The sequence below is a fragment of the Pseudomonas sp. B21-009 genome (assembly GCF_024749345.1).
In the GTDB taxonomy this organism is placed as follows: Bacteria; Pseudomonadota; Gammaproteobacteria; order Pseudomonadales; family Pseudomonadaceae; genus Aquipseudomonas.
In genome coordinates this window covers 1813649-1838658 of record NZ_CP087199.1, presented here as the reverse complement: position 1 = coordinate 1838658, position 25010 = coordinate 1813649, and the positions used below count along the sequence as shown (strand labels likewise).

Here is a 25010-nt window from a genome sequence, read left to right as displayed (position 1 = left end):
TCCATGAACTTGCCCAGCCGTCTCAGTGTCCTGTCGATCAGTTTGGTGCTTGCCGCCTGTACCTCAACCACCCCTGCACCTTCGAGTGGCCTGCAGGCGCCAGCGCAGTGGCAGGGCCAGGCAGCCAGCACCCCGCTGCCCCACGAGAACTGGTGGCAGCAGTTCTCCAGCCCCGCGCTCGATCAACTGATCGAACACGCCCGGCGCAACAGCTTCGATCTGGCCGCTGCCGCCGCGCGTATTCGCCAGGCTCAGGCCTCGGCGGTCATTGCCGGCGCGCCGTTGCTGCCTGAACTCAAGTTCGGCCTGGATGCCAGACGCCAACGCCTGCTACATGGCAACGGCTTCGACCAACTCGATGCCAGCAGCCGCGAACGCACCAGCACCTCGTTCGGCACCCGCTTGAGCGCCAGCTACGAAGTGGATTTCTGGGGCGGTAAAACGGCCGCACGCGACAGCGCCCTGTTCAACCTCGATGCCAGCCGCTTCGATCGCCAGACCGTCGAGCTGACCTTGCTCAGCGGCGTTGCCAACAGCTACCTGCAGAGCCTGGCCCTGCGTGAGCAGGTGCGTATTGCCCGCCTCAACCTGAGCAATGCCGAGGATGTCCTGCGCCTGGTCGAAACCCGCTATCAGTCTGGCTCGGCCACCGCCCTGGAGCTCGCCCAGCAACGCAGCCTGGTCGCCGGCCAGCAACGCCAGGTGCCGTTGTTCGAGCAGCAGTTGCAAGAGGCGCGCATCACCCTGGCAACCTTGCTCGGCGAGCCGGTGCAGGCGCTGCCGGCCCTTGACGAGTCGATCACCGGCCTGAACTGGCCGCAGATCGGCAGCGGCGTGCCCAGCGAGCTGCTCAGCCGCCGTCCCGACATTGCCACCGCCGAAGCCAGCCTGGCCGCCGCCCAGGCAGACGTGCAAATTGCCCGCGCAGCAATGCTGCCGAGCCTGACCCTGGGCGCCGACCTGGGCTCGGGTGCCGACACCTTTGCCCAGGTGCTGCGCAGCCCCTACTACACCCTGAGTGCCGGGCTGGCTGCGCCGATCTTCAACAACGGCCGCCTGCGCGCCGAGCGCGACAAGGCCCGCGCCAAGCAGGACGAACTACTGGAGAATTATCGCAGCAGCATCATCAACGGCTTTGCCGATGTCGAGAAGGCGCTCAATGGCATCAGCGGAGTAGACCAGCAGCGCCAGTCGCAGGATGAGGAAGTGCAGCAGGCGCAGATCGCTTTCACCCTCTCCGAGCGCCGCTACCAGGCCGGAGCCGAAACCCTGCTGACCGTACTGGAAACCCAGCGCACCCTGTACCAGGCGCAAGACCAGCAGGTGCAACTGCGCCTGGCCCGCCTGCAAGGCAGCGTGGCGCTGTACAAGGCATTGGGCGGCGGATGGCAGGTGGTTCGCTAAATCATTGACCTGCCTGCACAAAACCTGTGGGGGCCGGCCTTGCCGGCGATGGCCTGCACAGCAGGCCCAATACAGCCCATCAGCTCACAATCCCGCGCAACGACAAATGCCGCGCATACCAGGGCCGCTGCGGCACCCGGCGCACCAGGTCGCCGATCTTGTCGTCTTCACCAAAGGTAATGCGTAGAGCCAGCTTCATGATCTCGACATCCATTTCCACCGATTTGCCCGGGAACATCCCCGGCGTGGTGCTGCAGCCATGGGTCACCGGCCCCAGCCACGGGTCGTCGACCTCGACCCAGCGCCCCGGGGCGAACCACTGCACGCCATTGACCTCAAGACGCCGAACCTGCCCCGGGTTGTAGCGCTCATGGGCGCGGTACCAATCCTCGATGCGATCATCGATCCAGCCATGGAACCCCCAGAACACCGGGTTGACATGGGACGAGAACGGATCGCCGAGAAAGTCGTTTTCCGCCTCGTACCAGCGCCCGGCAAAATCAGCCGGGTCCCGGGCAAACGGCACTGGCGCACCGTTGACCGGATCACGTGGCACCGAGGCCCAGCACATGTGCAGCCAATCGTGCAGGTTCATTTCCAGCTCCGAACCGAACGCACCGAGGGTCAGCTTTGACAGGTACAGCGGGTCCTGGTACTGCGATTCCCAGACCTGGAAATTACTGCAGAAGGTCTCGCCGGCCTTGATCGCCGAGACCCATACGCCATAAGCCTCGTCGCCCGGTGCCCGCCAACCGGGCGGTACACAGTAACCGTCATGGTTGTCGTAATAGCGGGCAAAACCCTGGCGGTCGTGTTCGACGCTGGGTTGCGGCAAGGGGAAATGCGGCCATGACGGCAGGTCCTGCATCGACCGCGCCGTACCGAGCATATGCCGGTGCATGAACAGAAAATCCACCCCCGAACCATTGCGATGCTTGCGCGGGCCGCGGGCATCACGCTCCTTGTCACGCGGGCCGGGCTGCCAGCCCAGGCCACGCAAGGCACCGTGTTTCTCTTCAGACAGCCGATGCCATTTGTCACGGGTCGCGTGCCAGAGCTGATGGAACAAGCGGTGCTCGGCGCTGATCAGCCAGGCTTGCAACTGCGGTGTATAGGGCAGCCGCTCACGGGCTTCAGGAAACAGGCGCTTGACGGCAACGAAGTGACTGTCGGCCAAGGGCAAGACCATCGAGCGATCCAGCGGTTGCAAGCGGCCACTGAGGGTGCCGCTACCGGCATTGGCGAAGCTGCCCCAGACTTCATCCAGGCTCGCGGTACATTCATAACCCGGCCCGCCCTGGGTGCTCATCAGCCGCCAGCGCACCGTGGCGGTGGACGCCCCGACCAAGTCGCCAAGCACTCGGTAGGCGGCCGGGGCGTCGCTGCGCAGAACCCGTTCGGTATCGACAAAACCACGCAGGCCACGGCCTTTGGCGGCGACGTCGAGGTACATCTGCAAGCCTTCCACAGGCAGCCCGGCGAGCTCGCCATCGGCACCGCTCAAACGCAAATCCCAGACGCCGCGCAATTGATCGGCCAGGTGCTGGCCAGCGGCATCCGCAAGCTCAACGCTGGCCTCGCCGGGGGTGACGATGTCGTCCTGTGGATCGTGGGTCAGTTGCTTGTGCGCGTAATAGGCGGCTGGCACGGTCGCGCCCGCCACCGCCAGGCCCGCTATGAATCCTCGTCGCGAAATCGTCATCGTCCTACCCGTATCAGCCATGAAGCAGGCTTTATCCAAGCTAGGACGTTTCCTGGAGGGGGAAATTTAACCACTGCCGCCCTGTGCTAATTCGATCGGCGGCTATTTCGTTTTCAAGGAACCTCCCTTGGAAAAGGTACCGCCCATGTCAGCCTCCACCTCCCTGACCAACGCCCTGGGCAACGGTCTGCGCAAGCTGGTCGGCAAACCTGCCAGAACCAGTGCCTACGGAGTGTTCGATGTGCAGCTCAAAGCCATCATTGCCCTCAGCCCGTCCCTCAGCCGCTTCGTGTTCAGCGGTGAGGATGTCGGGCAGATGCGTACCCTGGCTGCCGACCAGCGCATCAAGATCTTCTTTCCCTCTGCCGATGGCCAATACCCGAACCTGCCCAAGCAAGGTTCCTGGCAGCAAGCGCGTCGCGGCCTGAGCGCCGAGCAGAGCCCGCCGATGCGTACCTACACCATCCGCGACCTGCGCCGCGAGGCACTGGAAGTGGATGTCGACTTCGTCCTGCACGGCGTCAACGGCCCGGCATCGACCTGGGCGACCCAGGCACGCATCGGCGATCGCCTGCAGATGGTCGCCCCGAACCTGGCCTTCGACGCCGACCCCGGCGGCTACGAATGGCGCCCCCCGAAGAACCTGCGCAACCTGCTGCTGATCGGCGATGAAACCGCCCTGCCGGCAATAGCCGGCATCCTCGAGCAGATGGCCGCAGACCTGCCCGAAGTCCCGGTACAGGCGTTCATCGAAGTCCCCTGCGAAGCCGATTGCCTCGACCTGACCTGCAGCCGCGCCACCGAACTGAACTGGCTGCCGCGCGAAGTGCTGCACTGCACCCACGGCGAAGCGATGATCCATGCCATCCGCGAGCTGGCGCGCCTGCCGGCAGCCGCAGCGCGTACAGGTGCGAAGGTCGCCCTGGAGGAGGTCGATATCGACCGGCAGATCCTCTGGGAACTGGCTCAACCCGGCAACGGCGACTTCTATGCCTGGATCGCCGGCGAGTCGGCAGCGGTGATGAATATCCGTCGCTACCTGATCACCGAGCACGGGCTGGATCGCAGCGCCCTGACCCTGATGGGTTACTGGCGCGCGGGGCGTAGTTTCGACTGAAGCAAAAAAAAGCCCGGTGCAGTGCACCGGGCTTGTGCATGCCAAGGCTGCCTACAGTCTGGCCACCGCCGCAGCAACCGCCCGAGCAAAGCGCGCCGCCACCTCATCAACCTGCTCGGCAGTAATGATCAGCGGTGGCAGGAAACGCACCACGGCGCCCTGACGCCCGCCCAGTTCCAGAATCAGCCCACGCTTTAGGCATTCGCGCTGCACCAGCGGTGCCAGACGCGGGCAGACCGGCGGATGCCCCTGGGCATCGAGCTGCCCTTGCGGATCAACCAGCTCGACCCCCAGCATCAGGCCACGGCCACGAATATCCCCCAACTGCGCGAAGTCCGCCTGCAAGCGGCGCAGATGGCCGGCCAGGCGTTCGCCCATGGCCTGGGCATGGCTGCACAGGTCGTGTGACTTGAGGTAGTTGATCACCGCCGAGCCTGCGGCCATGGCCATCTGGTTGCCACGGAAAGTACCGGCGTGCGCCCCCGGCTGCCAGGTGTCCAGCCACTGGCGATAGACCACCACCGCCAACGGCAGGCTGCCGCCAATGGCCTTGGACAGCACCACCACATCCGGAGTGATGCCTGCATGCTCGAAGGCAAACATTTTGCCGGTGCGGGCAAAGCCACTCTGGATCTCGTCGACGATCAGCGCCACACCGGCCTTCTCGGTAATGCGCCGCACACCGCGCAGCCATTCGATGTCCGCCGGGATCACCCCGCCTTCACCCTGGACCACTTCGACGATCACCGCCGCCGGCAGTTGCACGCCGCTCTCCGGGTCGCTGAGCAGGTTTTCCAGGTAGTGCAGGTTGACCTTCACGCCCTCTTCGCCGCCCAGCCCGAAAGGGCAGCGATAGTCATAAGGGTACGGCAGGAACTGCACGCCATTGGCCAGCAAGGCGGCCAGCGGCTTCTTCGGCCCCAGGCTGCCCATCAGGCTCAGGGCGCCCTGGGACATGCCGTGGTAGCCGCCCTGGAACGACAGCACGGTGTTACGCCCGGTAGCGGTGCGCACCAGTTTCAACGCCGCTTCCACCGCGTCGGTGCCGGTCGGCCCGCAAAACTGGATCTTCGCTTCGCCGCGCAGTTGCTCGGGCAGCAGGCTGAACAGGTCCTGGACGAACTGGTCCTTGACCGGCGTGGTCAGGTCCAGGGTGTGCAGCGGCAGTTCATCGGCCAGCACCTGCTGGATCGCTTCGATCACCAGCGGATGGTTATGCCCCAGCGCCAGGGTCCCGGCGCCGGCCAGACAGTCGATGAACTGACGCCCTTCTACGTCTTCGACATAGATGCCACGGGCGCGCTTGAGCGCCAGCGGAATGCGCCGCGGGTAACTGCGTGCATTGGATTCCTGCAGGCTCTGGCGGGCCAGCAACGGCGACTCATTGAATGCATAAAGTGTTTCAGCAGCGTCTGCGGTGGAAGACACCGGCAGCGCCTGGGCAAGGCTGATAGCGACTGACATCTGGGAAACCCTCGCAAGCAAGCGGATGTGCCCGTCACGCGCCTGTTGCCAGAGGAGTGCGGGTTGTTATCGCTTGAAAAACGCTTCAGCGCCCTGCGGATTTAGCCGATGCCCATCAACGCTGCGGATTTTTTCAACTGCCGCTTTGCACTTACCGGTTACGACGGGTTTGCACGCAACGGAATGTGCAACAACACCCGCAAGCCATCGCTGCGGCTGTCAAAGCGCAAGCTGCCGGCACAGCGCTGGACGATCGCCTGGACAATCGCCAGGCCCAACCCGCATCCGCCGCTCTGGCTATGGCGCCAGAAGCGCTCGGTCAGGTGCTCGATGTCCTGTTCGGGAATACCGGGGCCGTGATCGCGCACCAAAAATGCCACCCGGTCCTGTTCCATCTGCACTGCCAGCTCCACCGGTTCGCTGCCGCGGGTATGACGCAGGGCGTTGTCGAGCAGGTTGCGCAGGGCCGTGACCGCCAGTGGCGTGGGCATCCCGAGGTAGAGCTGGGCGGCGCCGGGCGCCAACTGCAGATCGATGCGCCCGGCGTTGTCGACCCCGGTGTCCAGGATTGCCTGGCGGGCGATCTGCTCGGCGTTGCACTGCAGGCCGTCTTCAAACGACAGTCGGCCTTCCACCCGGGCCAGCAGCAACAGTTGTTCAAGAGTCCGGTGCAGACGATCGGCACCCTGCTCGGCGTGTTCAAGGGCCTGCTCGCGCACCTCGCCATCGGTCATCCGTGCCACCTGCAGGTGGGTTTTGATCGCGGTCAGCGGGCTGCGCAGCTCATGGGCGGCATCATCGGTCAGGCGCCGTTCGCGCTCGATGGTCTGGCCAATGCGCAAAAACAGCTGGTTCTGGGTTTCCAGCAAAGGTTGCAGCTCACTGGGCAGGCCGCGCACCTGCAAGGGCTCAAGGGAGTCCGGGCTGCGCCGGCGCAAGGCATCGCGCATCCGGTTGAGCGGCGCCAGCCCCTTGCCAACACCCATCCACAGCAAGCCGAGGCTGCCGAGCAAGGCCATCAGCACCGGTGCCGAGGCCGCCAGCAGGATCGAACGGTTGAGGGCCTCGCGCTCCTGATGGCGGTCGGCGGTGGTAATACGCACATCGCCATGGGCATAGGTGAAACTGCGCCAGCGTGCGCCGTCGATGGTCTGGTCGCGAAACCCGCTGCGCTGGTCGTCGAGGGGCTGCTCATTATTGTGGCTGCGGGCAAGAATCTCGCCGCGCAGCGAGCTGACCTGGCAGGCCATGCCGTCGACGCTCAACTGGTCGGCGCTCAGGCGCGTGCCCTCGCCCTTGCTCGACAGCGGTTGCGGCAACTGGTCGACCAGGCCGGCAACCATGCGTGCCGATGCCACCAGGCGCTGGTCGAGGGAGAACATCATCTGCATGCGCAGGTCGCGCAGCATCCACGCCGCGGCCAGCACCCAGATGACGATGAAGGCGGTGCCCAGGATCAGGGTCAGGCGCAAACGCAAGGTCATGCTTGCGGCTCCTCCGGCAGTTGCGCCGGGCCCAGGCGATAACCCAGGCCGCGCACGGTTTCGACGATACCGTTGCCCAGTTTGCGCCGCAGGTGGTGGATATGCACGTTCAGGGCGTTGCTCTCGACCTCGTCGCCAAAGCCATAGACGCTGTCCTTGAGCTGTTCGCTGGAGAGCACCCGGCCACGGTTGTGCAGCAACGCCTGCAACAGCGCCTGCTCGCGCCGCGACAGGTCGACCGGGCGGCCACCCAGGCAGGTTTCGCGGCTGCTGGGGTCGTAGCTTAGCGGGCCATGCTCGATGATGTTCACCGCTCGCCCGGCGGCGCGGCGCAGCAAGGTGTGCAGACGTGCGGCCAGTTCACGCAGGTCGAACGGCTTGAGCAGGTAATCGTCGCCACCGGCCTGCAGGCCCTCGACCCGGTCAGTGACCGCATCGCGGGCGGTGAGGATCAGCACCGGCAACTCATGGCCCTGCTGGCGCAGGCGCTGCAGCAGCTTGAGGCCGTCTTCGTCGGGCAGGCCGAGGTCGAGCACCATGACGTCGAACGCCGCGGCCTGGAGCATGGCCTGGGCCGCGCCGGCGCTGGCCACCCGGTCGACGGTCATGCCCTGGGCGCCTAGGCCGGCGCTGATGCCGCTGGCGATCAGGTCATCATCCTCGCAGAGCAGTACGTGCATGGTCGGGTCTCGGTCATGAAAGGCCTTATTCAAGCCCAGGCGGATTAACCCAGGATTATGCCGCGCCAGGCCACAGCCGTCGCGGCCTTGGCGACAGCCGTCAGCCAACGGGTTAACTTTCGGTTAATCGGACTGGGCGAAGCTTGGCCCTTCATCGCATTGCCAAGGCGTCGACATGCGCGTTTTTCTGTTTGCCCTGATGTTCCTGCTAAGCGGCCTGAGCCAGGCCAACCCGTTTGCCCAGAGCGATTTTTTGCCGGTCAACAAGGCCTTCGTGTTCAGCAGCGAACGCCTGGAGTCGGGGCAAATGCGCCTGCACTGGCAGATCACCGATGGTTACTACCTGTACCAGAAACGCCTGAAATTCGACGGCCTGGCCCCCGAGCAGCAACCGCAACTGCCACCCGCCCTGCCCCACAGCGATGAGTACTTTGGTGAAACCCAGGTCTACCGTGGCGAGCTGGAGCTGATCCTGCCCGCCAGCGCCAGCGGCGAACTGCGCATGGGCTGGCAGGGCTGCGCCGACGCCGGGCTGTGCTACCCGCCACAAACCAGTGTGGTCAGCCTGGGTGGTACAAGCGCCGCCGCGCAGGCCAGCGACCAGGCCCTGGCCGGCGGCCTGCAACAGTCGACCCTGGCCTGGAACCTGCTGGCCTTCCTCGGCCTGGGCCTGCTGCTGGCCTTCACCCCGTGCTCGTTGCCGATGCTGCCGATTCTTGCAGGTCTGGTACTGGGCAGTGGTGCCAGTGCCCGCCGCGGCTGGTTGCTGGCCAGCGTCTATGTGCTGAGCATGGCCCTGGTCTACGCCGCCCTGGGCGTGGTTGCCGCATTGCTGGGCGCAAGCTTTCAGGCCTGGCTGCAGCAACCCTGGCTGCTGGGCACCCTGGCCGGGCTGTTCGTGCTACTGGCCCTGCCGATGTTCGGCGCCTTCGAGCTGCAGCTACCTGTATGGATCCGCGACCGCCTGGAGCGTGCCGGGAATGGCACCCGCGGCGGCAACCTGTACGGCGCGGCCTTGCTCGGGGCCTTGTCGGGCCTGCTGATGGGCCCGTGCATGACCGCACCGCTGGCCGGCGCCCTGCTGTACATCGCCCAGAGCGGCAATGCCGTGCATGGCGGCCTGGTACTGTTCACCCTCGGCCTGGGCATGGGCCTGCCGTTGCTGTTGCTGGTCACCCTCGGCAACCGCTACCTGCCGCGCCCGGGCGCCTGGATGAACCGGGTCAAGGGCCTGTTCGGCTTCGTCTTCCTGGCCATGGCCCTGTATACCCTGCGTGCGGTGCTGGAGCCTTCGCTGTGGCTGGGCCTGGCCGGTGCCTGGCTAATCGCCCTGGCCTGGGCTGCGTGGCCGGCCTTGCAAGCTATGCGGGCGCTTCGGGCACTGTCGCTGCTGCTGGGCTTGTGGGGCAGCCTGTTGGTCGTCGGCGCGGCAGCCGGTGGCAACGACCCCTGGCAGCCGCTGCAACCGTTCACCGCCGCCAGCGCGCCAATGGGCCTTGCCGTGCCGCATGATGCCTTCACCACCGTCAGCCAGCCGGCCGAACTGCAGCGCGAGCTGGAGGCGGCCAAGGCCCAGGGCCAGTGGGTGATGCTCGACTACTATGCTGACTGGTGCGTGTCGTGCAAGGTCATGGAGAAACAGGTGTTCGCCCGCGCCGACGTACTGGCGGCGCTTGGCGGCGTGCGCCTGCTGCGCCTGGATGTGACCGCCGACGCACCGTCCAGTCGCGAGTTGCTGCAGCGCTACCAGGTCCCGGGCCCGCCCAGCCTGATCTGGATCGGCCCGGAGGGCAACGAGCGCCGGGCCCGGCGCATCACCGGTGAAATCGATGCGGCGAACTTCCTCCAACACTGGGCCGCTACCCGGAGCCAAGGATGATGCTGACCGTCGCACTCGGGCCACTGACCATGGCCCTGAACCACCTGCTGCTGATCTGCGCCCTGGCCCTGGCCAGCCTTGTTGGCTGGCGCGTCGCCAAGCGCGGCGGCGACAACCCCGAGTCGGTGCTGTTCGGCCTGTTCCTGCTCGGCCTGCTCAGTGCACGCCTGGGCTTTGTCATCCAGTACTGGGCGATGTACCGCGAAGACCTGCTGCAGGTCATCGACCTGCGCGATGGCGGCTTTCTGCTCTGGCCAGGCCTGCTGGCGGTAGCCATCGGCGCCTTCTGCCTCGGCTATCGCCGCCCGGCCCTGCGCCGGCCGCTGGGCTGGGGCCTGCTCAGCGGTGGCCTGTTCTGGCTGCTCGGCAGCCTGGCCAGCCACCTGTATGACCAGGGCACTCAACTGCCGGAAATGAGCTTGCGCAAGGCCAGTGGCCAGTCCGTCGAGCTCACCGACTACCGCGGCAAGCCACTGGTGATCAACCTCTGGGCTACCTGGTGCCCGCCGTGCCGGCGCGAGATGCCGGTGCTGCAACAGGCCCAGGGTGATTACCCGGACATCACCTTCCTGTTCGTCAACCAGGGCGAGGCGCCGCAGACCGTGGTCACCTTCCTCGCCACCACCGGCCTTAATCTGTCCCACGTGCTGTTCGACAGCGGCGGCCAGCTGGCGCAGAAGGTCGGCTCCATGGCCTTGCCCACCACCTTGTTCTATAACGCCGAGGGTCGCCTGGTCGGCAGCCATCTTGGCGAGCTGTCGCGGGCCAGCCTCAGCCATGCCCTGCAATCTTTCGAGCACGCGCCCGCGCCTGCCGCCCCATCCCCCACAAGGAACGTCGCATGCGATCTCTGCTGAAACTGCCCCTCACCCTGGCCGTGGGCCTGATGACCAGCCAGCTGGCGCTGGCTGAAACACTCCCCAAGGCCATCCAGCAACTGGAGGCCAAAGGCGCAAAAATCAAAGGCAGCTTCGACGCCCCCGATGGCCTGCGTGGCTACGCGGCCGAATACCAGAACCGCGGCCTGGCGCTGTACCTGACCGCCGATGGCAAGCATGTGCTGGTGGGCAGCCTGTTCGACGAGCAAGGCAAGGACCTGAGCCAGGCGCCGCTGGAAAAACTGGTGTACGCCCCCATGGCCAAGGAGGTCTGGGCAAAGATGGAAAAAACCGCCTGGATCGCCGACGGCAAGGCCGATGCACCACGCATCGTCTACCTGTTCAGCGACCCCAATTGCCCGTACTGCAACATGTTCTGGCAGCAGGCGCGGCCCTGGGTCGAATCGGGCAAGGTGCAGTTGCGGCACATCATGGTCGGTATCATCCGCGAAGACAGCCCGGGCAAATCGGCCGCCCTGCTGGCCAGCAAGGACCCGGCCAAGGCCCTGGCACAACATGAAAAGGCCGGCAAGGCCAGTACCCTCAAGGCCCTGGACAAGGTTCCCGAAGCGGTACAAGCCAAGCTCGACGCCAACCTCGCGGTCATGGAAGAACTCGGTTTGTCAGCGACCCCGGCGATCTTCTACCTCGACGACCAGCAGCAACTGCAAACCCAACAGGGCGCACCGCGACCGGAGCTGCTGGGCAAGATCCTCGGCAAGCGTTGAGCACGCGATTGATGTAACAACAGGGCGGTCACGGCGTCTTGAGGATACCTGCCTCATCCCACCACAGGACCTCGCCATGACCCGCCCTGCCTACCTTGACCGCTTCATCCGCTCCTCCCTGGACATCCAGCTGCTGCGCTGGAGCCTGATCCTGATTTTCTTCGGCTTTGGCTATGCCAAGTGGTTCGATTACGAAGCCCAGGCCCTGATCCCGGTGATCGACAACAGCCCGTTGCTGTCCTGGCTGCACCTGGCCTTTGGCATCCACGGCGCCAGCTATGCGCTGGGCGTGGCGGAATGGGCGATTGGCGCGGCGTTGCTGGCCGGCATCTGGCAACCACGGCTGGCGGTGATCGGCGCCCTGGGCTCGGTGCTCACCTACGCCACCACCCTGACCCTGATCGTTACCACTCCGGGCGGCTGGGAGAACAGTGCTGGCGGGTTCCCGGCCATGGGCGGGGCGACGTCCTTCCTGATCAAGGACGCCGTGCTGCTGGCCGCTTCAGTCGCCTTGCTCAAGCACGACCTGCAGCGCAACAGCCCCACCCCGGCCTGAAGCCCTACAGCGCTTCGAGTTCAGCCATCAGGTCACTGAGACGGTCGACCTTGTCATCGCTCAGCTCACTGGCCTTCAGGCTGTCGACATAGGTCGCCAGCTCCTCGACCGTGCTGCACTCGAACATCGCCCGCAGCGGCACGTTCAGTTGCAGCACCTTTTGCACCCGCGAGGCGATCTGGGTGGCCAGCAGCGAATGCCCGCCCAACTCGAAGAAGTTGTCGCGCACCCCGACCCGCTCGGCCTTGAGCACCTCGGCCCAGATCCCGGCCAGGGTGCTCTCCAGTTCGCTGCGCGGCGCCAGGTAGGCCTGGCTGTGCTGGGCGCCGATGTCGATGGCCGGCAAGGCCTTGCGGTCGAGCTTGCCGTTGGCATTGAGCGGCAGTTGCTGGAGCCAGGCCCAGTGCAGCGGCACCATGTACTCCGGCAAGTCGGCACGCAGGCGCTGCTTGACTTGCTCCAGCAGCACGCTGGTATCGGCACCCGCAGTGCTGGCCACCAGATAGCCGACCAGGTGCTTGCCATTGACCCCGTCCTGCACACCGACCGCCGCATCGCGAATCTCGCTTTGCTCATGCAGGCGCGCTTCGATCTCGCCCAGCTCGATGCGGTAGCCGCGGATCTTCACCTGATGGTCGATACGGCCGACGTATTCGAGCACGCCGTCAGGCCGCCGGCGCGCCAGGTCACCGCTGCGATACAGGCGCTCGCCCGGTGCGCCGAACGGGTGCGGGATGAACGCTTGCGCAGTGCGCAGCGGGTCGCCAACATAACCACGGCCGACACCGGTACCGGCCACACACAACTCACCGACGGCGCCCAGCGGCACCAGTTGCTGATCGTCGCCTATCAGGTACAGGCGGTTGTTGTCGGTCGGCGTACCGATTGGCAGGTAACTGCCACGGGTCGAGGCAGCATCGACGCGGAAGAACGCCACGTCATCGGAACACTCGGCCGGGCCATAGGCATTGACCAGGCCGATGTGCGGGTAGCGCTGCAGCCACTGCCAAGCCAGCTCCGGCGGCATCGCCTCACCGGTCGGCAGCATCCAGCGCAAGCCATCGAGCTGTTGCTGCTCGCAGGCGAGCATGCCCTGGATCAGCGACGGCACGCTTTCCAGTACGGTAATGCCGGTAGCCTGCACGTGTTCCAGCAACCCTTGCGGGTCGTGGGCAATGGCGTTCGGCACGATGGCTACCTGGGCCCCGAACAGCGGTGCGGCGAGGAACTGCCAGACCGAGATATCGAAACTTTGCGAGGCGGTCTGGGCAATCACATCCTGCTCGTCCAGTTGCAGGTACGGCACCTTGCTCAACTGGTTGTTGAGCATGCCGCGCTGCTCGACCATCACCCCCTTGGGCAGGCCGGTGGAGCCTGAGGTATAGATCACATAGGCAAGGTTGTCCGGCCCGCTGTAGATACCTGGATTAGCCTCCGGCCCGGCGGCTGCCTGGACCTGCTCCCAGACCAGCAACTTCGGCCGCCCGGCACAGCTGAGCTCATCAAGCAGAGCACGGCCCTGCTCGGCACAGGCAGCGCTGCACACCAGCACCGGGGTACGACTGAGTTCGATGATCCGCTGCAGGCGTGCACCCGGCAGGCCAGGGTCCAGCGGCAGGTAACCGGCGCCGGCCTTGAAGCTGCCGACGATCATGCCCAGCAGCGGCAGGTCGCGTTCAGCCAGCAGCGCCACTGGCTGGTCGATTGCCACGCCGGCGGCCACCAGTGCATGGCCCAGGCGGTTGGCCTGGCGGTTGAGCTCGAGGTAACTCAGCGAGTGTTCCAGGCAGCGCGCGGCAGTGCGTTGCGGATGCGCGGCGACCCGCGCCTCAAACAGTTCGACGTAGCTTTGCTCAAGGCTGTAGGCCTGCTCGCTGCGGTTGCAGTCGTCGAGCAAGAAGCTGCGCTCGGCTTCACCGAGTAATGGCAACTCGCTGACCTCGCCCTGGAAGCCGTCGGCCAGGGCCAGCAGCAGGCGCTTGAATTCGGCCAGCAAGCGCTCGACCGTGGCAGTGTCGAAGTAGCGCTGGTCGAACGACAAATGCAGGCCGAGGTCATCGCCCGGGTAGCAGACCGCGGTCAACGGGAAGTTGGTGTGGGTGCGCCCGGAATCGGAACTGGCGTTGAGGCTTTGCGCGCGATCGAGTACGGCAACCTCCACCGGCGCGTTCTCGAACACGAACAGGCTGTCAAACAGCGGCTGGCCCTTGGGCAGTTCGCTGCATTCCTGGATGCTCACCAGCGGCAGGTACTCGTACTCGCGCAGTTCCATGTTGCGTTCCAGCAGGTCTTGCAACCACTGGCGCACGCTGCAGCGCTCGCCCGCGGCCGGCAGTTTTACCCGCAGGGCGATACTGTTGATGAACAGCCCGACCGTACGCTGCATCTGCGGCATGCTCACCGGCCGACCCGCCACGGTGACGCCGAAAACCACGTCGCGCTCGCCGCTGTAGCGGCTCAGCACCAGCGCCCAGGCGGCTTGGGCAAAGGTGTTGATGGTCAGCTGATGAGCCTGGGCCAGCTCGCGCAAGCGGGCGCCATCGGTGGCATCGAGGCGCGTGTAGCAATCGCCGACGACCATTCCGGCATTTTCCACCGCATGGTCACGCAGCAATGGCCGGTCGCTGGGCACTGCGGTGCTGCGCTCGAAACCTTCGAGGTTGTTGCGCCACCACTGGCGCGCCTCGTCCAGGTCCTGGTGCTGCAGCCAGCTGATGTAGTCGCGGTAGCGCGGCGGCACCGGCAGTTGCGCCTGACGGCCCTCGCCCAGGGCCAGGTAGATCTCGAAGAAGTCATTCATCAGCAGCGAACGGCACCAGGCATCGATGAGGATGTGGTGGTTGCTCATCATGAACCAGTAGCGGTCCTCGCCCACCCGCACCAGGCGCAGGTGGAACGGCGCCTGCTGAAGCAGGTCGAAACCGGCCTCGCGCTCGTGCTTGTGCAATGCCTGCAGGCGCGCTTCCTGTTCAGCTTCAGGGATCCCCGACCAGTCTTGATAGTCGACCGCCGTCGCCCCCGGTTTGTGAATGATCTGTAGCATGGCCTCGCCGGCGTTCCAGCAGAACGAGGCGCGCAAGGCTTCGTGACGGCCAACCACCGCTTGCCAGGCCTGGGCAAAGCGCTGCGGGTCCAGCGCGCTGTTGATCCGGTAGCGGTCCTGCATGTAGTAGATGCCGGTGCCCGGCTCCAACAGAGTATGCAGCAGCAGGCCCTCCTGCATCGGCGTCAGCGGATAGACGTCGTCGATTTGTGCAGCGGCGACCGGCAAGGCATCGATCTGCTCCTGGCTCAATTGCGCCAGCGGGAAGTCCGATGGCGTGAAGCTGCCAGTGCCCGGCGCCAGGCAATGCTCGATCAGGGCAATCAGTTCGAGCCGGTAGGCTTCGACCAGGGTTTCGATGGTTTCCTGGTCATAGCGCTCACGGCTGAAGGTCCAGCGCAACTGCAACTCACCACCGTACACCTGGCCATCGACGCTCAGCCAGTTGGGCAGCGGCGCCTCCAGCGCATGGGCAAGCCCGACGCTTTCATCCACCGGCTGGTACAGCGCGCCGGCCTGGAACTGCTGGTCGAACTGGCCCAGGTAGTTGAAGGTGATCCGCGCCTGGGGCAACGCGGCCATGGCTTCGCGCACCGGCGCATCGGCCAGGTAGCGCAGCACACCGTAGCCCAGGCCCTTGTGCGGCACCGTGCGCAATTGCTCCTTGATGGCCTTGATCGAAGCGCCCTGCCCAGCCGCCTCTTCGACGTTATGCGGGCTCAGGCTCAGCGGATAGGCACTGGTGAACCAGCCGACGCTGCGGGTCAGGTCCATGTCTTCGAACAGGTTCTCCCGACCGTGGCCTTCCAGTTGCACCAACACCGAGCTGTCGCCGCTCCAGCGGCACAGCACGCGAGCCAGGGCGGTCAGCAGCAGGTCGTTGACCTGGGTGTGATAAGCAGCGGGCGCTTCCTGCAGCAATTGCCGGGTATGGGTCGCGTCCAACTGTACGCTGAGGGTCTGCGCCTGCTGGTGCAGGTTCGCCCCCTGCGGGTGATCGCAGGGCAGTTCGCGGCTGGCGTGGCTCAGTTGCGCTTGCCACCAGCGTTGCTCGTCACGCAGCGAGTCGCTGCCGGCATAAGCCAGCAGGCGCGCCGCCCAGTCGCTCATGGCGCGGGTCTTGGCCGCCAGCGGCTGACCGCGGTACAGCGCTTGCAGGTCTTCCAGCAACACCCGCCACGACACACCATCGACCACCAGGTGATGGATCGCCAGCAACAGGCGCTGGCGGCCCTCGCCGTCTTCGACCAGCAAGGCGCGCAGCAGCGGCCCGTCTGCCAGGTCGAGGCTGCGCTGGACATCGCTGTACAGCGCCTGGCAGTCGCCCAGGTCGGCTACCGAGGCCTGCCAGAGCAACTCGCGCTGGTCGGCCTGGGCGTACTCGCCGTGCCACTGGCCGCCTGCCAGGGTGAAGCGCAGGCGCAAGGCATCATGCTGCTGCAGCAACTGCTGCAAGGCCTGCTCCAGGGGCTTGCCGTGCACACGCTCGGCGGGTGCCAGCAATACCGCCTGGTTCCAGTGCTGAGGGTGCGGCACATCGCTGTCGAAGAACCAGTGCTGGATCGGCGTCAACGCCGCGCGGCCGCTCAGCGGGCCCTGATCGATCTGGCTGGTTTCGCTGCGGCTGACCACGGTCGCCAGGGTCTGGATGGTCTGGTGCTGGAACAGATCGCGCGGGGTGAAATGCAGCCCCGCCTGACGCCCACGGCTGACCACCTGGATCGACAGGATCGAGTCACCGCCCAGTTCGAAGAAGTTGTCCTGCAGGCCGACCTGCTGAACGTTCAGTACCTCGCGCCAGATCGTCGCCAGTTGCTGTTCCAGCTCGCTGCGCGGCGCTTCATAACGTTGGCGGCCCTGCTCCAGGTCCGGCGCCGGCAAGGCGCGGCGGTCGAGCTTGCCATTGCCCATCAGCGGCAGCTGTTCAAGCAGTACCAGGTGAGTCGGCACCATATAGTCCGGCAGCTGCAGGCGCAGCTGCGCCTTCAGTGCATCACGCAGCGCGGCCTGTTCGGTGGCATCCGCCAGGGCCTGGTCGCAGACAAGATAACCCGCCAGTTGTTTGCCCCCGGGCATGTCCAGGGCCAGCACCACGGCTTCGCGCACCGCCGGGTGTTCGAGCAGGCGGATTTCGATCTCGCCCAGCTCGATACGAAAGCCGCGAATCTTCACCTGATGGTCGATTCGACCGACATACTCCACCAGCCCGTCAGCACCCTGGCGCACCAGGTCGCCGGTGCGGTACAGGCGCCCGCCATTGGTGCTGAACGGATCGGCAACAAAACGCTCGGCGCTCAAGCCCGGGCGCTCGTGGTAACCCTGGGCCAGGCCCGCGCCACCGACGTACAGCTCGCCAATGCCGCCTTGCGGCAACAGGGCCAGGTCGGCATCGAGGATGTACGCGGTGCGCGCACCGACCACGCTGCCGATCGGCACGCTAGCGGCGCCGGCTTCCAGTTGCGCGGGGGCCAGGCACGCCAGAGGCATGACCACGGTTTCGGTCGGGCCATAGGCGTTGAAAAACTGCTGCGGGGTAAAGGCCTGGCGAATGCGCTGCAGGTGCTCGCCGGTCAGTGCTTCACCGCCGGTGATCACCAGGCGCACTGGCAGCGCTTCGTTGCGGCTTGCCAGCCATTGCGCCAGCTGGCTGCCGTAACTTGGGGTAAAGCCAATGATCGATACCTGCTGCTCGCGGATCAGCTTACAGATTTCTTCCGCGCCCCACTGCCCCTGGGCACGCAGCACTACCCGCGCGCCACAGAGCAGCGGCACCAGCAGGCGCTCACTGGCCGCGTCGAAATTGATCGAATAAAAATGCAGCTCACAGTCGTCGCTGCACATGCCGAAGCGCTCGATCACCGCCTGGCAGTGCATGGCGATTTCACCATGGCTGACCACCACGCCTTTGGGCTTGCCGGTGGAGCCGGAGGTGTAGATCAGGTAGGCCTGATGGGCCGGCAGGGTCAGCGACGGCAAGGCTTCGCGGCTATACGCGGCGAGGCCGTCACGGTCGTCTTCCAGGCACCAGCGGCCGACCTTGGCCGGCAACTCGCCAAGGGCTTCGAACAGTGCCCGCTGGCCCAGCAACAGGGCGATGCCGCTGTCCTCGATCATGTAGTGCAGGCGCTCCAGCGGGTACTCAGGGTCGAGCGGCACATAGGCGCCGCCGGCCTTGAGGATCGCCAGCAAGCCCACCACCAGTTCCAGCGAACGCTCCAGGGCCAGGCCGACACGCACCTGCGGGCCGACGCCGCGCTCGCGCAGCACACGGGCCAACTGGTTAGCGCGAGCATCGAGCTCGGCATAGCTCAGGTGCTGACCGGCAAAGGTCAGGGCCAGGGCCTCGGGCTGGCGCGCAGCTTGTTCGCTGAACAGCTGCTCAAGGGTCTGATCCAGCGCCAGGCTGTTGTCACCCTTGAGCGAGTCGCACAACGCCTGTTGCTCGACCGCCGCCAGCAACGGCAACTCGCCCAGGCGCTGCTCGGGATCACCCAGCAGCGCCACCAGCAGGTTCTGCCAGTGGCCGGCCATTTGTGCGATGCGTGGTTCGTCGAACAGGTCGCGGCTGTAAGTCAGGCAGCAACCCAGACGGCGGTCGAGGTCGGTGACTTCCAGGTTGAGGTCGAACTTGGTCGCACGGGCGTCGTTGACCAGGTACTCGACCTGCATGCCGGCAAGCTCGCGGCTTTGCTGGAACTCCCAGCGCTGGACGTTGCACATCACCTGGAACAGCGGGTTGTAGGCACTGCTGCGGGGCGGCTGCAGGGCCTCGACCAATTGATCGAAAGGCAGGTCCTGATGGGATTGGCCATCGATCACGGTCTGGCGTACCTGCTCGATCAGTTCGCTAACGCGCATCTGCCCGTCGAGCTGGCAACGCAGCACCTGGGTGTTGAGAAAGGCGCCGATCAGGCCTTCGCTTTCCGGACGAATGCGGTTGGCCACCGGCGCGCCGATGCGCAGGTCGCGCTGGCCGCTGTAGCGGTACAGCAGCGCCGCCAGGGTGGCGGTCATGGTCATGAACAGGGTCAGACCGCGCTCGGCATTGAAGGCACGCACCCGCGCCGCCAGCTCCGGGCTCAGGTCGAAACGATAGAGCTCGCCACGGTGGCTTTGCACCGCCGGACGCGGGCGGTCGGCAGGCAGTTCCAGCACCGGGTGCTCATCGCCCAGCTTGGCCTGCCAGTAGTCGAGCTGGCGCTGACGCTCGCCGCTCTCCAGCCACTGGCGCTGCCATGCGCTGTAGTCCAGGTACTGCACCGGCAAGGGCTGCAGCGGCGATTCGCGCTCGTCGACAAAGGCCTCGTACAGCTCGCCCAGCTCCCGGGCAAAGATGTCCATGGCCCAGCCTTCGGTGACGATGTGGTGCAACGTCAGGACGAAATAATGCTCACGCTCGCCGGCCTTGACCAGGCATGCGCGCAGCAGCGGCCCGCGCTCCAGGTCAAACGGCTGGTGCGCCTGCTCATCGGCAAAGGCCTGCAGGCGTTGCTGGCGGTCCACCACGCCATAACTGGAAAAATCCAGCCAGCTCATCTGCAGGTTGCTGTCTTCGGCCACGCACTGGTACGGCACGCCGTCGATGCTCGGGAAGGTGGTGCGCAGGGTTTCGTGGCGCACGATCAGCGCCTGCAACGCCTGCTCGAAGCGGCTGACATCCAGCACCCCGCTCAGGCGCGCCATGCCGCCGACGTTATAGGCCGGGCTGTCGGGTTCCATCTGCCAGAGGAACCACATACGCTGCTGGGAGTAGGACAGCGGCACCGCCTGGCGACGGTCGATGCGCTGGATTTCGCCCTGCAGGTTGCGCGCGCCACTGTGCTGGATCGCCTCAACCGCAGCGGCAAAGGCCCCCAGTTCGCTGGCCTCGAACAGCGTGCGCAGCGGCAACTCGACGTTGCAGGCCTGGCGGGTACGGGAAATGATCTGGGTGGCCAGCAACGAGTGGCCACCGAGGGCGAAGAAGTCATCCTGCAGGCCAACCCGCGGGATGCCCAGCACCTCGCGCCAGATCGCGGCGATCTGCTGCTGCAGGGCACTGCCCGGCTCGATGTGTTCACGCGATTGCCATTGCGGCTCGGGCAAGGCCTTGCGCTCGATCTTGCCGCTCGGGCCCAGCGGCATCTGCGCCAGGTGAACCAGTTGCGCCGGGACCATATAGGCAGGCAATTGCTCGGCCAGGGCGGCCAGCATCTGCCCGCTCGCGTCGATACCGCTGTAGTAGCCGACCAGTTGCGGGCCGGCAGGGGTGTCGCGAATCATCACCAGCGCCTGCTCGACGCCGGGCTGCTTAAGCAGGCAAGCCTCGACCTCTTCGGGCTCGACCCGAAAACCGCGCAGCTTGACCTGCTGATCAAGGCGGCCCAGGTACTCCAGCGCCCCCAGGTCAGCCAGCCAGCGCGCCCGGTCACCACTGCGGTACAGGCGCTGGCCGTCGCCATCGGGCTGCGGCACGAAACGTTCGGCGGTCAGTCCCGCGCGCCCCAGGTAACCCCGGGCCAGACCGACGCCGCCCAGGTACAGTTCACCCGGCACGCCGGGCGAGGTAAGTTCGAGTTCATCGTCGAGCACCCTACACAGTACGTTAGCCAGCGGCCGGCCGATCGGCGAACGCGTACCGTCGGCAGCGCTGCACGGCCAGTGGGTAACGTTGATGGCGGTTTCGGTGGGGCCGTAACGGTTGTGCAGGGCCACCTGCGGCAATACCTGCAGCACCCGCTCACGCAGGCTGGCCGACAGCGCCTCACCGCCAGAGAACAACCGGCGCAGGCTGCTGCACTGTGCCGCCAACGGCTCCTGGACAAACACCTGGAGCAAGGCCGGGACGAAGTGCAAGGTGGTCACGCCATGCTCGCGCACCAGCTCGGCGATACGCTGCGGGTCACGGTGCTCGCCGGGGCCGGCCAGCACCAGTTGGCAACCGTTGACCAGCGGCCAGAAGCATTCCCACACCGACACGTCGAAACTGCTCGGCGCCTTCTGCATCAGCACGTCGCTGTCATTGAGTTGATAGCTGTCCTGCATCCACTGCAGGCGCTCAGCAAGTGCCGCGTGGGTATTGCCGACGCCCTTGGGCTGCCCGGTGGAGCCGGAGGTGTAGATCACATAGGCAAGGTTGTCGCCGTGCAGGTGCAGGCCCGGTGGCTGGCACGGCCAGCTGTCGAGCTTGAGGCGGTCCATGGCGATGGCGCTGACGTCTGCAGGCAGGCTCAGGCGCTCGAGCACGTCGCTGTGGCTCAGCAGCAGGCTGGCACCACTGTCGGCGAGCATGTAGGCCAGGCGCTCTGCAGGGTAATCGACATCCAGCGGCACATAGGCGCCCCCGGCCTTGAGGATGGCCAGCAGGCCGATCAGCAGTTGCGGCGAACGCTCGGCGGCGATAGCCACGCACACATCCGGGCCAACGCCCTTGTCGCGCAGGTAATGGGCCAGGCGGTTGGCCTGCTGATGCAAGCTGGCGTAATCGAGGCTGCCGCCTTGCCACACCAGGGCGGTGCGTTCCGGAGCCTGGCGGGCTTGTTCGTTGAGCTGCTCGACCAGCCATTGCTGCGCCGGTGCCGCCGGCGCCTGGCCCCAGGCGAGCAATTGCGCACGGCCATCGGCGTCCAGCAGTTGCAGCGCACCGATGGCGACCTGCGGTTGCGCGCAGACTTGCTCCAGCAAGCCGACCAGTTGGGCGCTGATGCGCGCCACGGTCGCGGCATCGAACAGATCGTCGGCATAGTCGAACGACAGGCTCAGGCGGCCCTGATGGTCTTCTTCACTGTGCAGTTGCAGGTCGAACTTGGCCTCGCGGCTGTGCCACGGCAGCTCATCGGCCAGCAGCCCGGGAAGCCGACGCAGGGCGCCGAGGTCACGCTGCTGGTGGTTGAACATGACCTGGAACAGGCCCTGCTCGCGCGCTTGCGGGAAGGCTTCGAGCAGTTGCTCGAACGGCAGGTCCTGATGCGCCTGGGCCTCCAGGCTGCGCTCGCGCACCTGGGCCAACAGCTGGTTGAACGGCAGGCGTGAGTCAAGCTCGGCGCGCAGCACCTGGGTGTTGATGAAAAAGCCCACCAGGCCCTGGGTTTCCAGGCGCGGGCGGTTGGCGTTGGGCACCCCGACACGGATGTCGGTCTGCCCGCTGTAGCGGTGCAGCAGGCTCTGAAAGCCGGCCAGCAACACCATGAACAGCGTTGCGTCATGATCACGGGCCAGGCTGCGCAAGGCTTCGGCCAGGGTCGGCTGCAGGCGCACGCTCAGGCGCACGGCGACGTTGCTTTGGCGGTTGGCGCGCGGGTGGTCGGTGGCCAGGTCCAGCACCGCGTGCTGCTCACCAAGCCGTTCCTTCCAGTACGCCAGTTGCCGGGCACTTTCACCCTCGGCAAGCCACTGGCGCTGCCAACTGCCGTAGTCGGCGTAGCCCAGGCTCAAGGCCGGCAGCCGGGCCTGCTGGCCCTGGCAATGGGCGGCGTACAGGCGCGAGAACTCATCAATGAGGATATTCATCGACCAACCATCGGCGATGATGTGGTGCAGGGTCACCCACAGCTGATGGTCTTCGCTGTCCAGCCGCACCAGGGTCACGCGCAGCAGCGGGCCCTGTTGCAGGTTGAAGGGCTGCATGGCTTCGGCTTCGCGCTGCGCCAATACGTCCTGGCTGCTGGCGGCAGACAGGTCCAGGCGCTGCAGGTTAAACACCTGGCTCGGCAGGATGCGCTGCAAGGCCTGGCCGTCTTCCTCAGCAAACACCGTGCGCAAGGCTTCGTGCCGCGCGACCAGGGCCTGGAAGCTGGCCTGCAGCGCCGCTTCGTCCAGCTCGCCGCGCAGGCGCAGGGCGCCGGGAATGTTGTACGCCGCACTGTGCGGCTGCAGTTGCCAGGTCAGCCACAGGCGGTTTTGTGCCAGTGACTGCGGCAGCGCCTGGGCGCGGTCGAGACGGCTGATGGCGCCACGGGCGACACCGCCGTCGTGTTGCAACGCCTCCACTGCCGCGCTGAAGCCGGCCAGGGTCGGCGCCTCGAACAGCACCCGCACACCCAGTTCAATGCCCAACTCATCGGCCAGGTGCGCGCAGGCCTGGGTGGCGGCGATGGAGTTGCCGCCAAGCAGGAAGAAGTGATCGTCTGCGGCGATCTGCTCAAGGCCCAGCAATTGGCCCCACAGGCGGGCAACCCGGGCTTGCATACTGGTCGCCGCAACCGCCTGATCAGCCACCGCTGCTGCTTGCGGGTCGGGGAAACGCGCGTAGCAATCGAGACTGCCATCGTCCATACGCAAGCGGCAGGCCGAGCGCTGCAGCTTGCCGCTGGAGGTCTTCGGCAAGGCGCCAGGGTTGAGCAGCAGGACCACCGCCGGCGCCTGCTGGCAGGCATCGGCGATCACCTGGCGTAGGGTCTTGATCAGGCTCGCAGGGGTGATGATTTTCTGTACGTTGCGGCTGACCTCGACGGCCACGCCGATGCCCTCCTCGCCGCAGTCATCGACCGCGAACACCGCCACCCGGCCTTTGCGCAGCACCTCGACTTCACGCTCCAGGGTCTTTTCCAGGTCCTGCGGGTAGAGGTTGTGGCCGCGTACGATCAGCAAGTCCTTGAGCCGACCGGTGACGAACAGCTCGCCATCGCGCAAGAAGCCCAGGTCACCGGTGCGCAACCAGGTCCGCCCGCCCTGCTCGACAAAGGTGCGCGCCGAGGCTTCGGGGTTGCGCCAGTAGCCCTTGGCGATGCTCGGGCCAGTGGCCCAGATTTCACCGACTTGGTTGTCGGCCAGCGGTGCCAGCGCGTGTGGCTCGACGATCTGCACCGCATGCAGCGGCTGGCTGCGCCCGCAACTCATCTGCACCGTGCCCCGGCCCGCTTCGGCGCTGTTGCGCGCCAGCGCCTGGCTGTCAAGCTCCAGTGCGCCAATACCTTGGCCGCGGGTGCTGCCGCTGACGAACAGCGTGGCTTCGGCCAGGCCGTAGCTGGCAAAAAAATTCTCCGGCACAAAGCCGCAAGCGGCGAACTTGTCGGCGAAGGCCTGCAGGCTGTCCTGGCGGATCGGCTCGGAGCCGGAATAGGCCACCCGCCATTTACTCAGGTCGAGGCTGGCCATTGCCGCGGCGCTGACCCGTTCGCTGCACAAGCGATAGGCAAAGTCCGGCCCGCCGCTGATGGTGCCGCCATGGTCGCTGATCGCCTGCAGCCAGCGCTGCGGCCGGGCAAGAAAATACGCCGGGGCCATCAACACGCAGGGCACGCCACTGAAGATCGGTTGCAGCAGGCCGCCGATCAGGCCCATGTCGTGGTACAGCGGCAGCCAGCTGACGATCACGTCATCAGGGTTCACATCGATGCCGAAGCCCTCGCGGATCAGCACTTCGTTGGCTACCAGGTTGCCATGGCTGACCTGCACGCCCTTGGGCAATGCGGTGGAGCCGGAGGTGTACTGCAAAAAGGCGATGTCGTCGCCCTTCAGGGGCGGCGCCTGCCAGCCTGCGGCCAGTTCAGCGGCCAGGCTGTCGACTGCCAGCAGTTGTGGCGCGCCGGGCCCGGCCAACACTTCGAGAGCCTGCAGGCTGTCGTGCAGGGCGCTGGTGGTCAGCAGCAGGCGCGGCTCGGCATCGTCGATGATCGACAGCAGGCGCTCCTGGTGGTGACGGCGCGATGACTCTGGCGGATAGGCCGGTACGGCGATCACCCCGGCATACAGGCAAGCAAAGAACGCTGCGACGTAATCCGGGCCACTGGGGAACAGCAGGATGGCGCGGTCCCCCACCTCGGTGCGTGCCTGCAAAGCCGCGGCGATGGTCCGCGCCCGCTGATCGAGGTCGTGATAGGAAAGCACGGCTTGATCACGCGGGTCTTCGGCCAGAAAGCGCAAGGCAACCCGGTCGGGTGTGCGCGCAGCACGTTGAACCAGCGCCTGGACCAGCGTAACCGGGAGTTCGAAGGCGTCCGTCATGAGGGGTTCCTGCCAGAGTCTGTACGTGAAATCAGGTCTCGGCCAGCGCAGGGCGGGCACACTGGCACCGCGTTGCGCCTTGCCGGAGCCGAGGATGTACAGAGAGGAACGGATGGCCGGAGGAAATAATTAAGACGTGCGCAGCCGGTCG

The 25010-nt window shown here is 65.9% G+C and carries 11 protein-coding genes; 6 read left to right on the top strand and 5 right to left on the bottom strand.

The window, feature by feature from the left end; all coding sequences use genetic code 11:
• The first annotated feature begins 3 nt into the window (after positions 1–3).
• On the top strand, positions 4–1404 hold the full coding sequence (locus tag LOY34_RS08455) for an efflux transporter outer membrane subunit (protein ID WP_195883416.1): 1401 nt from the start codon (positions 4–6) through the stop codon (positions 1402–1404).
• Positions 1405–1483: 79 nt separating this feature from the next.
• Here the strand turns inward: LOY34_RS08455 and LOY34_RS08450 are convergent, their stop codons facing one another.
• A complete protein-coding gene (locus tag LOY34_RS08450; protein WP_195883415.1) occupies positions 1484–3106 on the bottom strand; it encodes a twin-arginine translocation signal domain-containing protein in 1623 nt (540 codons plus the stop codon).
• Between the two features lie 145 nt (positions 3107–3251).
• Here LOY34_RS08450 and LOY34_RS08445 point away from each other — a divergent pair, with 145 nt between their 5' ends.
• A complete protein-coding gene (locus LOY34_RS08445; RefSeq protein ID WP_195883414.1) occupies positions 3252–4223 on the top strand; it encodes a siderophore-interacting protein in 972 nt (323 codons plus the stop codon).
• Positions 4224–4274: 51 nt separating this feature from the next.
• On the opposite strand, the gene LOY34_RS08440 is transcribed toward LOY34_RS08445, so the two are convergent.
• The 3 genes from LOY34_RS08440 to LOY34_RS08430 form a co-directional block, all read right to left on the bottom strand.
• On the bottom strand, positions 4275–5687 hold the full coding sequence (locus LOY34_RS08440) for an aspartate aminotransferase family protein (protein ID WP_093385389.1): 1413 nt from the start codon (positions 5685–5687) through the stop codon (positions 4275–4277).
• A gap of 158 nt (positions 5688–5845) precedes the next feature.
• Positions 5846–7171, bottom strand: coding sequence for an ATP-binding protein (locus LOY34_RS08435; RefSeq protein ID WP_045200499.1), 1326 nt, complete (start codon positions 7169–7171; stop codon positions 5846–5848).
• Positions 7168–7851, bottom strand: a complete 684-nt coding sequence (locus tag LOY34_RS08430; RefSeq protein WP_045200496.1) for a response regulator transcription factor — start codon at positions 7849–7851, stop codon at positions 7168–7170. The genes LOY34_RS08435 and LOY34_RS08430 overlap by 4 nt, the downstream gene beginning before the upstream one ends.
• A gap of 175 nt (positions 7852–8026) precedes the next feature.
• On the opposite strand from LOY34_RS08430, the gene dsbD reads away from it, so the two are divergent.
• The 4 genes from dsbD (at position 8027) to LOY34_RS08410 (ending at position 11892) form a co-directional block, all read left to right on the top strand.
• Entirely contained in the window at positions 8027–9730 is a 1704-nt protein-coding gene (dsbD, locus tag LOY34_RS08425) for a protein-disulfide reductase DsbD (RefSeq protein ID WP_045200494.1), read from the top strand.
• The gene (locus LOY34_RS08420; RefSeq protein WP_045200576.1) at positions 9730–10587 is read left to right on the top strand and encodes a TlpA disulfide reductase family protein; all 858 of its coding nucleotides are present in this window, start codon (positions 9730–9732) and stop codon (positions 10585–10587) included. Before dsbD ends, LOY34_RS08420 begins: the two co-directional genes overlap by 1 nt.
• Positions 10572–11336, top strand: coding sequence for a thiol:disulfide interchange protein DsbG (gene dsbG / locus LOY34_RS08415; RefSeq protein WP_045200491.1), 765 nt, complete (start codon positions 10572–10574; stop codon positions 11334–11336). The genes LOY34_RS08420 and dsbG overlap by 16 nt, the downstream gene beginning before the upstream one ends.
• 76 nt (positions 11337–11412) lie before the next feature.
• On the top strand, positions 11413–11892 hold the full coding sequence (locus LOY34_RS08410; protein WP_258664562.1) for a YkgB family protein: 480 nt from the start codon (positions 11413–11415) through the stop codon (positions 11890–11892).
• A 4-nt stretch (positions 11893–11896) separates the two neighbouring features.
• Here LOY34_RS08410 and LOY34_RS08405 read toward each other — a convergent pair whose 3' ends face one another.
• A complete protein-coding gene (locus LOY34_RS08405; protein ID WP_258664560.1) occupies positions 11897–24859 on the bottom strand; it encodes a non-ribosomal peptide synthetase in 12963 nt (4320 codons plus the stop codon).
• Positions 24860–25010 lie beyond the last annotated feature (151 nt).

Coding starts and splice junctions, on each gene's coding strand:
- LOY34_RS08455 (WP_195883416.1), top strand. CDS start 4: ATGAACTTGCCCAGCCGTCTCAGTGTCCTGTCGATCAGTTTGGTGCTT.
- LOY34_RS08450 (WP_195883415.1), bottom strand. CDS start 3,106: ATGACGATTTCGCGACGAGGATTCATAGCGGGCCTGGCGGTGGCGGGC.
- LOY34_RS08445 (WP_195883414.1), top strand. CDS start 3,252: ATGTCAGCCTCCACCTCCCTGACCAACGCCCTGGGCAACGGTCTGCGC.
- LOY34_RS08440 (WP_093385389.1), bottom strand. CDS start 5,687: ATGTCAGTCGCTATCAGCCTTGCCCAGGCGCTGCCGGTGTCTTCCACC.
- LOY34_RS08435 (WP_045200499.1), bottom strand. CDS start 7,171: ATGACCTTGCGTTTGCGCCTGACCCTGATCCTGGGCACCGCCTTCATC.
- LOY34_RS08430 (WP_045200496.1), bottom strand. CDS start 7,851: ATGCACGTACTGCTCTGCGAGGATGATGACCTGATCGCCAGCGGCATC.
- dsbD (WP_045200494.1), top strand. CDS start 8,027: ATGCGCGTTTTTCTGTTTGCCCTGATGTTCCTGCTAAGCGGCCTGAGC.
- LOY34_RS08420 (WP_045200576.1), top strand. CDS start 9,730: ATGCTGACCGTCGCACTCGGGCCACTGACCATGGCCCTGAACCACCTG.
- dsbG (WP_045200491.1), top strand. CDS start 10,572: ATGCGATCTCTGCTGAAACTGCCCCTCACCCTGGCCGTGGGCCTGATG.
- LOY34_RS08410 (WP_258664562.1), top strand. CDS start 11,413: ATGACCCGCCCTGCCTACCTTGACCGCTTCATCCGCTCCTCCCTGGAC.
- LOY34_RS08405 (WP_258664560.1), bottom strand. CDS start 24,859: ATGACGGACGCCTTCGAACTCCCGGTTACGCTGGTCCAGGCGCTGGTT.